At 72.2% G+C, this 14231-nt stretch carries 13 protein-coding genes; 9 read left to right on the forward strand and 4 right to left on the reverse strand.

The features are described from left to right. Positions 1-44 precede the first annotated feature (44 nt). From ACIBTS_RS01970 to ACIBTS_RS01990, 5 genes are all read left to right on the forward strand, one after another. A complete protein-coding gene (locus ACIBTS_RS01970; RefSeq protein WP_319675498.1) occupies positions 45-740 on the forward strand; it encodes an aminoacyl-tRNA hydrolase in 696 nt (231 codons plus the stop codon). Between the two features lie 281 nt (positions 741-1021). Beyond that, entirely contained in the window at positions 1022-2389 is a 1368-nt protein-coding gene (locus ACIBTS_RS01975; RefSeq protein ID WP_399315865.1) for a DUF692 domain-containing protein, read from the forward strand. A gap of 242 nt (positions 2390-2631) precedes the next feature. Then, a complete protein-coding gene (locus tag ACIBTS_RS01980; protein WP_399315866.1) occupies positions 2632-3408 on the forward strand; it encodes a DUF4142 domain-containing protein in 777 nt (258 codons plus the stop codon). Between the two features lie 120 nt (positions 3409-3528). Beyond that, complete coding sequence (locus tag ACIBTS_RS01985) at positions 3529-4305, forward strand: TIGR04222 domain-containing membrane protein (RefSeq protein WP_399315867.1); 777 nt, start codon at positions 3529-3531, stop codon at positions 4303-4305. 131 nt (positions 4306-4436) lie between these two features. Next, the gene (locus ACIBTS_RS01990) at positions 4437-6065 is read left to right on the forward strand and encodes an alpha/beta hydrolase (protein WP_399315868.1); all 1629 of its coding nucleotides are present in this window, start codon (positions 4437-4439) and stop codon (positions 6063-6065) included. Here the strand turns inward: ACIBTS_RS01990 and hemQ are convergent, their stop codons facing one another. Next, positions 6066-6797: a hydrogen peroxide-dependent heme synthase gene (gene hemQ / locus ACIBTS_RS01995; protein ID WP_399315869.1), complete on the reverse strand. Its 732-nt coding sequence runs from the start codon at positions 6795-6797 to the stop codon at positions 6066-6068. Positions 6798-6802: 5 nt separating this feature from the next. Next, on the reverse strand, positions 6803-8260 hold the full coding sequence (hemG, locus tag ACIBTS_RS02000; protein WP_399315870.1) for a protoporphyrinogen oxidase: 1458 nt from the start codon (positions 8258-8260) through the stop codon (positions 6803-6805). Positions 8261-8441: 181 nt separating this feature from the next. On the opposite strand from hemG, the gene ACIBTS_RS02005 reads away from it, so the two are divergent. Both ACIBTS_RS02005 and ACIBTS_RS02010 read left to right on the forward strand, forming a co-directional pair. Then, positions 8442-9389: a DUF4349 domain-containing protein gene (locus ACIBTS_RS02005; RefSeq protein WP_399315871.1), complete on the forward strand. Its 948-nt coding sequence runs from the start codon at positions 8442-8444 to the stop codon at positions 9387-9389. A 27-nt stretch (positions 9390-9416) separates the two neighbouring features. Next, positions 9417-10799, forward strand: coding sequence for an FAD-dependent oxidoreductase (locus ACIBTS_RS02010; RefSeq protein WP_399315873.1), 1383 nt, complete (start codon positions 9417-9419; stop codon positions 10797-10799). A 92-nt stretch (positions 10800-10891) separates the two neighbouring features. Here the strand turns inward: ACIBTS_RS02010 and ACIBTS_RS02015 are convergent, their stop codons facing one another. Next, on the reverse strand, positions 10892-11161 hold the full coding sequence (locus tag ACIBTS_RS02015; protein WP_399315874.1) for a hypothetical protein: 270 nt from the start codon (positions 11159-11161) through the stop codon (positions 10892-10894). A 126-nt stretch (positions 11162-11287) separates the two neighbouring features. Between ACIBTS_RS02015 and ACIBTS_RS02020 the strand changes: the two genes are divergently transcribed. After that, positions 11288-12100, forward strand: coding sequence for a rhomboid family intramembrane serine protease (locus ACIBTS_RS02020; protein WP_399315875.1), 813 nt, complete (start codon positions 11288-11290; stop codon positions 12098-12100). A 6-nt stretch (positions 12101-12106) separates the two neighbouring features. Here ACIBTS_RS02020 and hemE read toward each other — a convergent pair whose 3' ends face one another. Next, the gene (hemE, locus tag ACIBTS_RS02025) at positions 12107-13174 is read right to left on the reverse strand and encodes a uroporphyrinogen decarboxylase (RefSeq protein WP_399315876.1); all 1068 of its coding nucleotides are present in this window, start codon (positions 13172-13174) and stop codon (positions 12107-12109) included. A 272-nt stretch (positions 13175-13446) separates the two neighbouring features. Between hemE and ACIBTS_RS02030 the strand changes: the two genes are divergently transcribed. Then, positions 13447-14115, forward strand: a complete 669-nt coding sequence (locus tag ACIBTS_RS02030) for a DUF3000 domain-containing protein (protein ID WP_399315877.1) — start codon at positions 13447-13449, stop codon at positions 14113-14115. Positions 14116-14231 lie beyond the last annotated feature (116 nt).

Genomic DNA, 14231 nt, shown 5'->3' on the forward strand with positions numbered 1-14231 from the left:
TCCTGTCGTACGGAGGGTGCGGGTGGGTCAAGTAGCCTGCGCCTGTGAGTGAGAGTCCCTTTCAGACCGAGTCCAACCCCCGTGATCAGGCCCCCCAGTTCGTCCTGCCCCTTGTCGTGCGGATAGAGAAGGGCGCGCCCCCTGCCCGCACCGACGCCCTCGAGACCGCTGCCCGGGCCGTGCTCGTCATGCTGAGTGATGATCGGGCGGTCGGGGACGGGGAGTGGGCGCAGGCCGTGCGGAACTGGCAGGACGCCCGGATCCGGAAGGTCGTGCGGCGGGCCCGGGGGGCCGAGTGGCGGCGGGCCGAGGCGCTGCCCGGGATCACCGTCACCGGCAAGACGGCCGAGGTGCGGGTGTTTCCGCCGGTGCCCCTGGACGGCTGGCCGAAGGAGCTGGCGAAGCTCCAGGTCTCCGGGACCGACCTCGACGACCCGGAGCCGCCGGTCGACGCCGCCGCGACGGCCCCGGTGATCTGGCTTAACCCGGAGCTCGACATGTCCGCGGGCAAGGCGATGGCGCAGGCCGGGCACGGGGCCCAGCTCGCCTGGTGGGAACTGTCCGAGGAGGAGCGGGACGCCTGGCGGCAGACGGGTTTCGCACTCGCCGTACGAACCGCAGAACCGGCACGGTGGCGAGAGCTGACGGCGAGCGGACTGCCGTTGGTCCGGGACGCCGGCTTCACCGAGATCGCACCGGGCAGCTGCACGGTCGTGGCGGAGCACCCTGCTCTTCGCTGAACCGTTCCCCGGCCGAACCTCACATGTTGCTGTCAACTGTCCCGTGCCAAAGCGCCGGGCTTGTACAACGGGCATCACTGGTTGCGAAAGCGGTGTTTGCGTCCAGGCCTGGGGCCTTGTACGCGATGAACTGTCCCAGCTGGGCGAAGCTCCGGCTGTCGAACCGTTCCCGGCCGAGAAAGCTCAAGAATTCCTCTGAAGGTGGGCAAGGCGTGGTTCGGTGGTCGGGGGCAGGGTCATACCTCCGTCACCGGCAGGGGCGGGTCGAGGAGGCGGGGGCCATGATGCGACTGGGGACGGGGATCGGCTGGCGGCCGGAGATCGCGGACGCCGTGGAGCGGATGCCGGGCATCGACTGGGTGGAGACCGTCGCCGAGAACGTGTGTCCCGGCCATCTGCCCGACTCCCTGCTGCGGCTGCGCGAGCGCGGGGTCACCGTGATCCCGCACGGTGTCTCGCTCGGGCTCGGTGACGCGGAGCGGCCCGACGAGGGGCGGCTCGCGGCCCTCGCCGAGCGGGCCGAGGCGCTGGGGTCGCCGCTGGTCACCGAACACATCGCGTTCGTCCGTGCGGGCGGGCCCCTGACGGCGTCCCCGCGGCTGGAGGCCGGGCATCTGCTGCCCGTGCCGCGCACCCGCGACGCCCTCGACGTGCTGTGCGAGAACGTGCGCATCGCGCAGGACGCGCTGCCCGTGCCGCTCGCCGTCGAGAACATCGCCGCGCTCGTCTCATGGCCGGGCGAGGAGATGACCGAGGGGCAGTTCCTGTACGAGCTGGCCGACCGCACGGGCGTGCGGCTGCTCATCGACGTCGCCAACCTGCACACCAATCACGTCAACCGTGGCGAGGACCCCGCCAAGGCGCTCGCCGAACTGCCCCTGGAGGCCATCGCCTACGTCCATGTCGCGGGCGGCTTCGTACGGGACGGCGTCTGGCACGACAGCCACGCCCACCCGGTGCCCCGGCCGGTCCTCGACATCCTGACCGACCTGGCGTCCCGGGTGTCGCCGCCGGGTGTACTGCTGGAGCGGGACGAGAACTTCCCCGAACCGGCCGAGCTGGAGCGGGAATTGGACGCGATCCGGAAGGCCGTCGAGCGCGGGGCGCAGGAGCGCCGTGCGCAGGAGAGCGCCTTCGCGCGGGTCTGGTCGGGCGGGGCGAAGCGCGCCACGACGGCGGACGAATCCTCGTCGCCCACCAGGGAGACGGCACCGACCGCCTCCGACGACGAGGCGACGGCTGCCCGCCAGCGCCTCGGCCTCGCCCAGACGGCTCTGCTGTCCGCGCTCGTGGCCGGGACGCCGGTGCCCGAGGGCTTCGACCGGGTTCGGCTCGGTGTACAGGCCAGGGCGCTGGCGGCGAAGCGGGCGGACGTCGTGGCGAAGGTGGCCCCCGAGTTGCCGCTCATCCTCGCAAACGGTTACCGAACCGCGTTCCTCGCGTACGCCCAAGGGCATCCGATGCGCGGCGGCTACCGGCAGGACGCCCTCGACTTCGCCGAGGAACTGCTGCTGGGCGGACCGCTGGCGGAGGGCCGGTCCCGCCGCGAGCTGCGCCGCTGGTGGCTGGACCGCTCGGGACCGGCACCACGACCGACGTCACGGCTGGCTCGGATGGGACGGGTGGGGCGGTCGTTGATCCGACGGTGACGGATGTGCCGGGGTTAACACCGCCCACAGCGCTCGAGACCTTCGACGCCCTCGCCGCATATCCCGACCGCTTACCGCCCGTTTCTACCGCTTTGCCACCTCATTTCACTCTCCCGCTTCACCCGATATGTCCGTGATGCAATTATTCGCCCCTGTACGGCAGTTGACGGAACCGGCGAAGTAATATGCCAGTCCCCGCAACCGAAGCGCACTAGCGTGCAGTGCCGCAAGCAGGAGGCACCATGCGCCCGCGACCCCCGATCAAGGGCAGAGGCATCTTCAGTGGTACCGGGCTCATCCTCACGGGCCTGGCGGCGACCCTCGCGGCGCTGGTCTTCCCGATCTGGTCGTACACCGACCGCTCGGGCACGGGAGTGGACGTGCTGAACGCGCAGAGCGTGTCCACGCAGTACGGGCCGCTGTCCGCGCTGGACCGGGAGTTCGTCGCCAAGGTCCGGTTGGCCGGGCTGTGGGAGCTGCCCGCCGGCCGGCAGGCGCAGACGAAGGGCACGACCGAGGCCGTGCGGACGGCGGGCCGACACCTCGTCGAAGGGCACACCTTCCTGGACGAGCGGGTACGCTCCGTCGCCTCCCGACTGGGCCTCGCATTGCCGAACGAGCCCGACGAACAGCAGAAGGGCTGGCTGCGCGAACTCGACGCGGCGCAGGGCGAGCAGTACGACTGGAAGTTCGCCAACCTCCTGCGCCTCGCGCACGGCCGGGTTTTCTCCGTCGTCGCCCAGGTGCGGGCCAGTACCCGCAACTCTCTGGTGCGCGACCTCGCCGACGACGCCAATACCACCGTGCTGGACCACATCAAGATCCTTGAGGCCACCGGGTACGTCGACTTCGACGCCCTCGCCCGGGACATGGCCACCGGCAGCACACCGCCGCTCACCACCTCATCCGGCCCGCCCGGCCCCACGACCGATCCGGGGTGGGCCGTACCGGCCGCGCCGTCGCCGTTTCCCACGTACACGCTGCCGCCGGCCGCGGCCAGCCCGCCGCCCGGTTCCTGAACCCACCGGCGACCTTGGGGTCCGGACGAAGGCAAGCGGAACGTCACATACCCGCCACGCTCGGTCCGGATAGTGAACAAGGCATGGCGTTTCCCGGGGTATCTGGCATAGAAACACGGCATGGTCTGGGTGCTTCTCCTGCTGCTGGCATGGGCCGTCGCGGGCGCGGCGTGCACACGCCTGTGCCTGGCCGCCGTCCGGGCGGCGACCGTCGACGAGAACGCCGGCCTCGGACATGACCTGACGCTCTACGAGGCGGCCTTCCTGTCCGGCGGCCCCGGCCGGGTCGCCGACCTCGCCATGGTCTCCATGGCACGGCAGCAGCGGCTGCTGCTCGCACACACGGGCTGGGCGACCGTCGTGGACCCGCGCGGGCGTGACGACATGGAACGGTCGGTCATCGGAGCCATCGGCCCGCAGGGGCAGTCCCGTATCGCGCCGGCGCGGGCCGCCGCGTCGGCCGCAGACGCGGTGCGCGGGCTCGCCGACCGGCTCGTCAGCGCCGGCCTGGCGGTGCCCGACGGGGTCCGTACGACGGTCGCGGCCGGGGTACGGCAGGTGCGGTTCGCCGCCGCGGTCGCCCTCGGGCTGGGCGCGACCGCGCTGCTGGTCCCCGCGACCCCCGACATGCCCCGCACCCTCGTCGCACTCTGGTTCGCGCTGCCCCTCGCCCTCACCCTGAGCTGTCTGGCCATAGCGCGGGTCGAGGTGCACCCGTACTCGCGCTGGGCCTCCCCGGCCGGGCAGCGGCTGCTGGGCGCGCTGGCCCGGCGCGCGGGGAGCGCGGGGGACGACCGTACGTATCTGACCTCGGTCGCCGTGCGCGGGATCCGCGCGGTCGGTGAGCCGGATCTGCGGGCGGCGTTCGCGCATCGCGAGCAGTTCGGGCGGGACTGAGACCGGGCGCGCTCGACCACCAGGGTGCGCACAAGGGGCATTGGTGCCGACACCCGCCGGTGGTGCTTGCCTTCCCCCACGACCGAACCAAACATCCCTTTTGTCGCCGCCGTGCACCGAAGGGACACCCGATGAGAGCCGCCGCCCTCCACTCGGCCGCAGCAGCCCTGCTGCTGACCGCACTCTCCGCCGTCCCGGCGGCCGGCGTTCCGAACGTCCCCGGCCTGCCCGTCGCCGCCGCCCCCGGCATCGCTACGGGCGTCGCGCTCGCCGCCTCGCGGGCCGCGGCGAAGGGCGTCGACTTCGGGAACTGCTCCGACGCTCAGGACCTGCCCGGCAGCATGCAGTGCGGCACGGTCGTCGTCCCGCTGGACTACGCCCGCCCAGGCGGCAGGCAGATCAAACTGACCGTCAGCCGGGTGCGGGCCACGCAGCGGGACCCGCACAACAACAAGCTCCGGGTGCCCCGGCAGGGCGCGCTGGTCTTCAACCCGGGCGGTCCCGGCGGCTCCGGGCTGTACTTCCCGCTGATCGGGCTGCTGCCGGAGTGGAAGCGGATCGGGGCGGCCTACGACCTCGTCGGCTACGACCCGCGCGGAGTCGGCCGTTCGGCGCCCCTGTCCTGCCAGGATCCCAAACGTTTCTTCAAGGGCCCCTCCCCAGCCCCGGTGCATCCCTCGGAGTCGTACAAGCGGGAGCGCATCGCGCAGGCGAAGGCCTACGCGCAGGGCTGTGGGAAGCGGGCGGGCAGCGCCCTGCGGCACTACAACTCGCTCAACAACGCCCGTGACCTCGACGTGCTGCGCGCCGCGCTGGGCGAGGAACGGCTGACGTTCATGGGGGCGTCGTACGGCACGTACTTCGGGGCGCTCTACGCGACCCTGTTCCCCTCGCATGTGAGGCGGATGGTGTTCGACGCGGCCGTGAACCCGGACCCGGCGCAGATCTGGTACCGCAACAACCTCGACCAGTCGGCGGCCTTCGAGAGCCGCTGGACGGACTTCCGGGAGTGGATCGCCGAGCACGACGACGTGTACGGCCTGGGCAAAACGGCGCAGGCGGTGCTGGCCGGCTACGAGCGGGCCCGGGCCCGACTGGCCGCGGAGCCGGCGGGTGGAACGGTGGGGCCGGGCCAGCTGCAGGGCGCGTTCTTGCAGGCCGGGTACTACGACGACTACTGGCCGGCCCGGGCGCAGGCCCTGTCGGAGTACCTGAAGGGCGATCCGCGGCAGCTGATCGCGCAGGCCGGGCCGGTGCGGGAGGCCGCCGCGGAGGCGGAGAACGCCAATGCCGTGTACACGGCCGTGGAGTGCAACGACGCCTCGTGGCCGACGGACTGGAAGATGTGGGACCGCGACAACACGCGGCTCGCGCGCGTCGCGCCGTTCGAGACGTGGGACAACGTGTGGGCGAACCTGCCGTGTGCGTTCTGGCCGGTGCCCCGGCAGCGGCCGCTCGACGTGCGGACCGGTCCGGGTGAGCTGCCGCCGACGCTGATCCTGGCCGCCGAGCGGGATGCCGCCGCGCCGTACGCCGGCGCTCTGGAGATGCACCGGCGGCTGACGGGCTCGGTGCTGGTGACCGAGCGGGACTCCGGCACCCACGGCATCGCGGGCGGGCCGAACGCCTGCGTCAACGGCTACCTGGACGCCTATCTCCTCCAGGGCCGGCTCCCGGTGCGGCGCGCGGCCTGCGCACCGCACCCGGCACCGCGACCGGCGGCCCCGTCCAAGGAGCAGGCCGACCGGCCCAGGAGCTGATCAGGCGAGCCCTGCGACCAGTTCGGCCACCGACTTGCGGCGGCCCGTGTAGAACGGGACCTCCTCGCGGACGTGCATACGGGCCTCGGAGGCGCGCAGGTGCCGCATGAGGTCGACGATGCGGTACAGCTCGTCGGCCTCGAAGGCCAGGATCCACTCGTAGTCGCCGAGCGAGAACGAGGCGACCGTGTTGGCGCGGACGTCCGGGTAGCCGCGGGCCATCTTGCCGTGGTCGGCGAGCATGCGGCGCCGGTCCTCGTCGGGCAGCAGATACCAGTCGTAGGAGCGCACGAAGGGGTAGACGCTCACGTAGTCGCGGGGCGTCTCGTCGGCGAGGAACGCCGGGATGTGCGAGCGGTTGAACTCGGCGGGGCGGTGCAGCGCCATGTTCGACCAGACCGGCTGCAGGGCGCGGCCGAGCCTCGTGCGACGGAAGAGGTTGTACGCCTCCTGGAGCTGGTCGGCGGTCTCGGCGTGCCACCAGATCATGACGTCGGCGTCGGCGCGCAGACCGGACACGTCGTACGTGCCGCGGATCGTCACGTCCTTGGCGGCGAGCTGGTCGAACAGCTCCTGGACCTCGTCGGCGTAGCCCGCGCGGTCCTCGGGGAGCACGTCCTTCAGCTTGAAGACGGACCACAGGGTGTAGCGGATGACCTCGTTGAGGTCCTTGGCCAGCTTGCCCTTGTTGGGGATCCTGCCGGCCTCGGTGGTGGGGGCGTCGTCACTCATGGTTCTCATTCTCCCGCTCCGCCGTGCAGACTTTGCACCGGGTTGGCCGTGAGCTCCCGGACGGCGCTCAGGTCGCCGCGGAGCTGGTCCACCGCGGCGTACGCGCTCGCGATGCAGGCCGGGATGCCGACGCCGTCGTACTGCGCGCCGCACACGGCGAGGCCGGCAAGTTTCGCGACGTGCTCGCGGATGCGGGCCACGCGCGCGTGGTGGCCGACCGGGTACTGGGGCAGGCCGTCCGTCCAACGGGTGACGCGGGTTTCGAGGGGCGTCGCCTCCAGGCCGGTGGCCTCGCGCAGGTCGTGCCGGGAGACGTCGACGAGTTCGGCGTCGTCCTTCTGGAGGATCGCCGTCTCGCCGTACCGCCCCACGGAGGTGCGCAGCACGACCGTGTCGGGGTCCTGGTCGGCGATCCAGGCCCACTTCTGGGAGGCGAAGGTGGAGGCCTTGATGGTGCGGCCGTCGACGGGCGGGACGAGGAAGCCGCTGCCGTCGGGCAGGGCGGCCTCGGTGCGCCGGTAGGCGAGGGTGACCAGGGCCATGGAGGCGTACTCCACCGTGCGCAGTTCGGCGGCGGCCTCGGGGGACTCGGCGGCCAGCAGTGCGGCGGCGGCCGGTGCGGGGACGGCGACCACCACGGCGTCGGCGCGCAGCACCCGCTCCCCCGCGGTGACCTGCCAGCCGCCCGCGGGCTCCCGGCGCAGTCCGGTCACCGGCACGCGCGTGTGGATCTCGGCGCCGCGTGCCCGGACGGACTCGGCGACCGCGAGCGGCAGGGAGCCCACGCCGCCCTCGATACCCATGAACACGGGCCCGGTCTGCCGGGCGGCCGCCGCCTTGGCCTGGATCTCTCGGACGGCCTGCGTCAACGACGTGTGGGTGCGCGCCGCCTGGAAGAGCTGCGGGACGGCCGAGCGCATCGAGATCCGGTAGGCGTCTCCGGCGTACACCCCGCCCAGGAGGGGTTCGATGAGGCGGTCGACGACCTCGCGGCCCAGGCGGGCCGCCACGTACTCCCCCACCGCCACGTCCTCGCCGACCTCCGTGCGGGGCAGGTCGGCGTCGCGCTCGATACGGGCGAGGCCCTCCTCGGACAGCACGCCGGAGAGGGCGTCCGCGGTGCCGGGGACGCCCATGACGTGGCCTTTGGGCATGGGGCGCAGGGCTCCGCGGGTCCAGATCGAGGCCGTGGCGGTGGCCGGCGGCCGCAGGCGGTCGTCGAGGTCCACCTCGCGCGCGAGGGCGACCGCCTCGGGTCGGCGGGCCAGCATCGACTCGGCGCCGAAGTCCACGCGCACGCCCGCGATCTCGCCGGGCAGCAGCTTGCCGCCCACCCGGTCGGACGCCTCCAGCACGGTCACCCGCGCGCCGTGCGCCAGCAGTCGGTGGGCTGCGGCCAGCCCGGCGATTCCGGCGCCGATGACGACGACGTGCTGCCCCATGCCCGTACCCGTTGCGCTCATGTCCCCACTCTCTCAGACCAGGTGCGCCAGCGGCGCGGGCCCCACTGACGCTCCCGCCGCGCGCGGGTGTCCTCCCCGCGTCCCGACCGTGACCTCTTCGGAACCGATCCCCGCCAACGTCTGGACCCACCCGGGCGTCGAAGGAGCGTCAGTCGCCACGACCCTCGGGGGGCACACCCACATGAGCACACGCCGATCCATACGACGCTCGGGACGACGTTCCGTACGACCCGCCCACGTCCTGCCCGGGCTCCTGCTGGCCGGAGCGCTCGCGCTCACCGGATGCAGCGCCGCGGACGACTCGGGCGCGGGCGCCAAGGCCGACAAGGCCGCCGTCGGAGAGGCCGGCGCCGGGGCCGCGGCCTCCGGGAACGCGGCCGCCCAGGACGCCAAGGAGGGCGCGGGCGCCTCGAAGGCCACCGCCGCGCCGAAGCTTACGGCGAACCGCATCATCCGCACGGCCTCCCTGACCGTGCAGGTCAAAGACGTGCCGAAGGCTCTCGACGAGGCCCGCGCGACCACCGAGAACGCGGGCGGCTACGTCGGCGACGAGGCGACCGTCCGGGACCAGGACGGCGCCGAGCGGACCCGGGTGGTGCTGCGGGTGCCCGTCGAGAAGTACGACGACGTCCTCGCCGCCCTACAGGGCGCGGGCAAGCTCCTGGAGCGCACGGCCAAGGCCCAGGACGTCACCGACCAGGTCGTCGACGTCGACAGCCGCATCGCCTCGCAGCGCGCCAGCGTCGCCCGGGTCCGCGAGCTGATGGACCGGGCAACCAAGCTGAGTGACGTGGTCACCCTGGAGGGCGAGTTGAGCAGCCGGGAGGCCGACCTGGAGGCGCTGCTCGCCGAGCAGGCCTCCCTGAAGGACCGCACGAACCTGGCGACCGTCACCCTGACCCTGTCCCGGAAGCCGGCCGCTCCGGCCGCCGAGGACGACGATCCGGGGTTCGTGGACGCGCTGGCCGGCGGCTGGGACGCCTTCGTGACGGTGCTGCGCTGGATCGCCGTCGCGTTCGGCGCGGTGCTGCCCTTCCTCGCGGTGGCCGCGCTGCTCCTGCTGGCGTGGCTGCGGCTGGTACGACCGCGGCGGCGGGCGGCGCGGGCGGGCGAGCCCGAGCAGGACTGAACTGCGAGCCCCCCGTAGCGTGTTCGTATGAGCATCGAGCGACTGGTCGTGATCGGCGGTGACGCCGCGGGCATGTCCGCGGCGTCCCAGGCCCGCCGGTTGAAGGGGCCCGAGGAGCTGGAGATCGTCGCCTTCGAGCGCGGCCACTTCACGTCCTTCTCGGCGTGCGGGATCCCCTACTGGGTGGGCGGTGACGTCACCGAACGGGACGATCTGATCGCCCGCACGCCCGAGGAGCACCGCGCGCGCGGGATCGACCTGCGGCTGCGCACCGAGGTCACCGAGATCGACGTGGCCGGACGACGGGTACGCGCGCGTGACGTCGATTCCGGGGCGCGGTCCTGGACGTCGTACGACAAGCTCGTCATCGCGACCGGGGCCCGCCCGATCCGGCCGGACATGCCGGGGGTGGACGCGCCGGGCGTGCACGGGGTGCAGACGCTCGACGACGGGCAGGCGCTGCTCGACACGCTGGCACGCGCGCGCGGGAAGCGGGCCGTGGTCGTGGGAGCCGGGTACATCGGCGTGGAGATGGCCGAGGCGCTCATCAACCGCGGCTACGAGGTGACGGTCGTCAACCGGGGCAGCGAGCCGATGTCGACCCTGGACCCGGACATGGGCCGGCTGGTGCACCGGGCCATGGAGGGCATGGGCATCACCATGGTGAACGACGCCGAGGTAACCGAACTGCGCACGGCCGGGGACGGGCGGGTGCGGGCGGTGGTGACCGAGGACGACGAGTACCCGGCGGACGTGGTGGTGCTGGGCATCGGCGTCCGCCCGGAGACCGCTCTCGCGAAGGCCGCCGGGCTGCCTCTCGGCGCGCACGGCGGGCTGCTCACCGACCTCGCGATGCGGGTGCGCGGCCCCCTCGCCGACGGGTCGATCTGGGCCGGCGGCGACTGCGTGGAGGTGCTCGACCTGGTCTCCGGCCAGGAACGCCACATCGCCCTCGGCACGCATGCCAACAAGCACGGCCAGGTCATCGGAACCAACGTCGGAGGCGGTTACGCAACGTTTCCGGGCGTGGTCGGCACGGCCGTCAGCAAGGTCTGCGACCTGGAGATCGCCCGCACGGGTCTGCGCGAGAAGGACGCGCGCAGGGTCGGCCTCCAGTTTGAGACCGTCACCATCGAGTCCACCAGCCGCGCCGGTTACTACCCCGGCGCCTCCCCCATGACGGTCAAGATGCTCGCCGAGCGACGGACGGGCCGTCTGCTGGGCGTCCAGATCGTCGGAAGGGAGGGCGCGGGCAAGCGGGTCGACATCGCGGCGGTGGCCCTGACGGCCGCAATGACGGTGGAACAGATGACGGCCCTGGACCTGGGGTACGCGCCGCCGTTCTCACCGGTATGGGATCCCGTCCTGGTGGCGGCGAGAAAGGCGTCGGCAAAAGTACGGAGCTTCTAGGCGGGCGTCAGGGCAACTGGCCCAGGGTGCGCGGGGAACTGCGCGACCGGTCCCCACGCACCCGCCCTCACGCGCCTGCCCCGCAACGCCCCTTAAGCGGTTCCGGTCAGTCGCGGCAGCGCAGAGACCGCCGCGGCGGCGGGCTGTTCCGCCGGCTTCGCGTGCGCCGCGACCGCCGGCCGCGTCCGCAACCGGTTGCTGACAGCCTCGTCCAACGTCACCGGCCGCTGCATCTGTGAAGCGAGCCGCCCGGCCTCCTGGCCGAGCCGCGCCACGTCCTCCCAGGGCAGCCGGATCACCAGGGAGATCTCCGCCTCGCCGTCGGGCGTGGCGTGCATCGTGGGAGTAACTCGGTCGTTCATTCGCCTGTTCCTCACGTCGTCCCCGCGGCCCGCCTTCCTCGTGCCGCGAGCGGTTGCCGGTTCATACGCACCCGTGGGGACCCGCGTTCACCGGTTCGTCGAACGGATCGGGGGCAGTACTTCCTTGTGGTCATCCCCGTCCATGACGTGAACCCCGTGCGCCGCACCCCCGTGGTGACGTACGCGCTGATCGCGGTGAACGTCTTCGTCTTCTGGTTCATGCCCGGCCTGTCGGGCTCCGTGGCGGGCGACAGCAGCCTGGCCCAAACGTGCCATCTGCACGCCTTCCTGGAGCACTACGCGGCTGTGCCACGCGAGTTGATCCACCATCAGCTGCCGCAGCTCGTCCCCACCGGCGAGACCATGGGCGTGAGATGTCAGCTGGGGCCGCCGGGCTACGACAAGTCGCCGGCGCTGAGCGTCCTCACCGCGATGTTCCTGCACGGCGGCTGGCTGCACCTGCTGGGCAACATGCTGTTTCTGCTGATCTTCGGAAACAACATCGAGGACCGCATGGGGCACGTCCGCTTCGCGCTCTTCTACGTCGCCTGCGGCTACGCGGCGTCCTACGGCTTCGCCGTCCTCAACGCCGACTCGACCGATCCGTTGATCGGCGCGTCGGGGGCGATCGCGGGGGTGCTGGGCGCCTATCTGGTGCTGTATCCGAAGGCCAGGGTGTGGGTGCTCGTCCCGTTCCTGGTGTTTCTGCCGTTGCGCCTGCCCGCCTGGCTGGTACTGGGTTTCTGGTTCGTGCTGCAGGCGGTGTACTCCTCGGGCGAGGGCGTCTTGGGCGCGGGCACCGTGGCGTACGCGGCGCATGTCGTGGGTTTCCTCGCGGGCATGCTGATGGCCTGGCCGCTCAAGCCGGGCACGCCTCCGCCGCCGGAGCCGCGCGGTCTGCTGTTCGGCAGACGGGCCCGGCCCCGGCACACATGGTGAGACCGGTTACCGGACGGTCTGCGTGTGGACGTAGTCGACCAGGCGGGTCAGGGCGTCCGGGTCGGTGGACGGCATGACGCCGTGGCCGAGGTTGAAGACGTGGCCCTCCAGGCCGGCGGCCGCGTCGAGGACCTCTCGGGTCTTGGTCTCGACGGCCTCGGCGCCGGCGAACAGCACCGTCGGGTCGAGGTTGCCCTGCAGTGCCTTGCCGGGGCCGATCCGGCGGACGGCCTCGTCGAGCGAGACGCGCCAGTCGACGCCGACGACGTCCGCGCCGGCCTCGCCCATGAGCTTCAGCAGCTCGCCGGTGCCCACGCCGAAGTGGATGCGCGGGACGCCGTAGCCCTCGACGGCGCGGAAGACCTTCGCGGAGGCGGGCAGCACCGAACGGCGGTAGTCGGCCGGGGCGAGCGCGCCGGCCCAGGAGTCGAAGAGCTGGACGGCGCTCGCGCCCGCCTCGATCTGCACCTTCAGGAAGGCGGCGGTGATCTCCGCGAGGCGGTCCAGCAGGTCGGCCCAGAGCTCCGGGTCGCCGTACATCATCGCCTTGGCGTTCTCGTACGTGCGCGACGGGCCGCCCTCGACGAGGTAGCTCGCCAGGGTGAAGGGCGCCCCCGCGAAGCCGATCAGCGGGGTGGCGCCGAGCTCGGCGGTCAGCTGGCCGATGGCCTCGGTGACGTAGGAGACGTCCTCGGGGGTGAGGTCGCGCAGCTGGGCGAGGTCGGCGCGGGTACGGATCGGCTTCTCGACGACCGGGCCGACGCCGGGCTTGATGTCGAGGTCGACGCCGATCGCCTTGAGCGGGACGACGATGTCGCTGAAGTAGATCGCCGCGTCCACGTTGTGCCGGCGCACCGGCTGGAGGGTGATCTCGGTGACCAGGTCGGGCCGCATGCAGGACTCGAGCATCCCGACGCCCTCGCGGACCTTGCGGTACTCCGGCAGCGAGCGCCCGGCCTGCCGCATGAACCACACGGGCGTGTGCGGCACGGGCTCACGCCTGCACGCCTTCAGAAAGGCACTGTCGTACGTAGCTGTCGGCTGCCGGCCCGCAGGGCTCTCGTTCACGCTCACGACGGCAAGTCTCGCACGCCCCCAACCCCCCCGACCCGGCCCCCTGCCCGCACTCCGCCCGCACCTCATCCACACCCCCGCCGCGCCTCCAGGGGCCCTGGCCGGCCCTCGGTGCACCTCGATGCGCCCCGGCCGGGTCCCGTCGGTGTCTGCGGCAGGTGTGTTCGAGGAGGGTGGGTCGTGTGTTTGTTCGCCCAGCGCGCATCCGTCCGCGAGCAGCGCAAGGGTGTCTTGCCCTGCGCGAAGGTCCCGTTCCCCTTAATCTTCCCCGCATGGCTGCGGCTCAGGGACGACTGTCGGACGGCGCTGGCGGGATGGATGACGCGAACGAGGGGGACCGGGATGGGAGCACGTCGGCTCCGTTGCCTTTCCGGGCCGCCGTCGACGCGCTGAGGGCGACGCGACTGCGGCCGCAGATCGAGGTCGAGCCGACACCGGCTCCCAAGCGGCTCGCCCCGTTCGCGTACGCGCTGGAGGCGGCGGTCGTGGACGGTGAGCAGGATCTGGCCGACGGCCGGCTGGTGCTGCTGCACGACCCGGCGGGGCACGACGCCTGGCGGGGAACGTTCCGGCTGGTGACCCTCATCCGGGCCGAGCTGGAACCCGAGATGGCCGCCGATCCGCTGCTGCCGGAGGTGTGCTGGTCGTGGCTGACCGGCGCGCTCCAGGCGCGCGGGCTGACGTACGGGGAGCCGAGCGGGACCGTCACGCGCGCGAGCTCGCACTACTTCGGCGGGCTGGCGGAACGCCCGGCGGCCTCACAGATCGAGATCCGGGCCTCCTGGACGCCGCGCGAGGGCGTGGGCGGGGTGCCGGACACGGCGGCGCACCTGGCGTCCTGGTGCGACTTGCTGGCGCAGGTCGCGGGGCTGCCGCCGGCCGGACCGGGGGATGCGTCGGTGGTGACGCTGCCGCAGCGCAGGGGGCCACACTCACGTTGACCATCTCTTTGTCGATACGGCCATTTTCGGTCCCGTAAGAGGCCCACTTAAACCGACTCGATCTTCGGATGATCGATCGCATGTCCGAGTCGCACAGATTGTTACTCACTAGATCG

This window comes from Streptomyces sp. NPDC050121 (assembly GCF_044460385.1).
Classification (GTDB): domain Bacteria; phylum Actinomycetota; class Actinomycetes; order Streptomycetales; family Streptomycetaceae; genus Streptomyces; species Streptomyces soliscabiei.

What these genes read in the sequence shown, in the direction of transcription:
- hemQ (WP_399315869.1), bottom strand. Translation starts at nt 6,797, where the DNA reads ATGAGTGACGACGCCCCCACCACCGAGGCCGGCAGGATCCCCAACAAG.
- ACIBTS_RS02010 (WP_399315873.1), top strand. Translation starts at nt 9,417, where the DNA reads ATGAGCATCGAGCGACTGGTCGTGATCGGCGGTGACGCCGCGGGCATG.
- ACIBTS_RS01975 (WP_399315865.1), top strand. Translation starts at nt 1,022, where the DNA reads ATGATGCGACTGGGGACGGGGATCGGCTGGCGGCCGGAGATCGCGGAC.
- hemG (WP_399315870.1), bottom strand. Translation starts at nt 8,260, where the DNA reads ATGAGCGCAACGGGTACGGGCATGGGGCAGCACGTCGTCGTCATCGGC.
- ACIBTS_RS01980 (WP_399315866.1), top strand. Translation starts at nt 2,632, where the DNA reads ATGCGCCCGCGACCCCCGATCAAGGGCAGAGGCATCTTCAGTGGTACC.
- ACIBTS_RS01985 (WP_399315867.1), top strand. Translation starts at nt 3,529, where the DNA reads ATGGTCTGGGTGCTTCTCCTGCTGCTGGCATGGGCCGTCGCGGGCGCG.
- ACIBTS_RS02015 (WP_399315874.1), bottom strand. Translation starts at nt 11,161, where the DNA reads ATGAACGACCGAGTTACTCCCACGATGCACGCCACGCCCGACGGCGAG.
- ACIBTS_RS02005 (WP_399315871.1), top strand. Translation starts at nt 8,442, where the DNA reads ATGAGCACACGCCGATCCATACGACGCTCGGGACGACGTTCCGTACGA.
- ACIBTS_RS01990 (WP_399315868.1), top strand. Translation starts at nt 4,437, where the DNA reads ATGAGAGCCGCCGCCCTCCACTCGGCCGCAGCAGCCCTGCTGCTGACC.
- ACIBTS_RS02030 (WP_399315877.1), top strand. Translation starts at nt 13,447, where the DNA reads ATGGCTGCGGCTCAGGGACGACTGTCGGACGGCGCTGGCGGGATGGAT.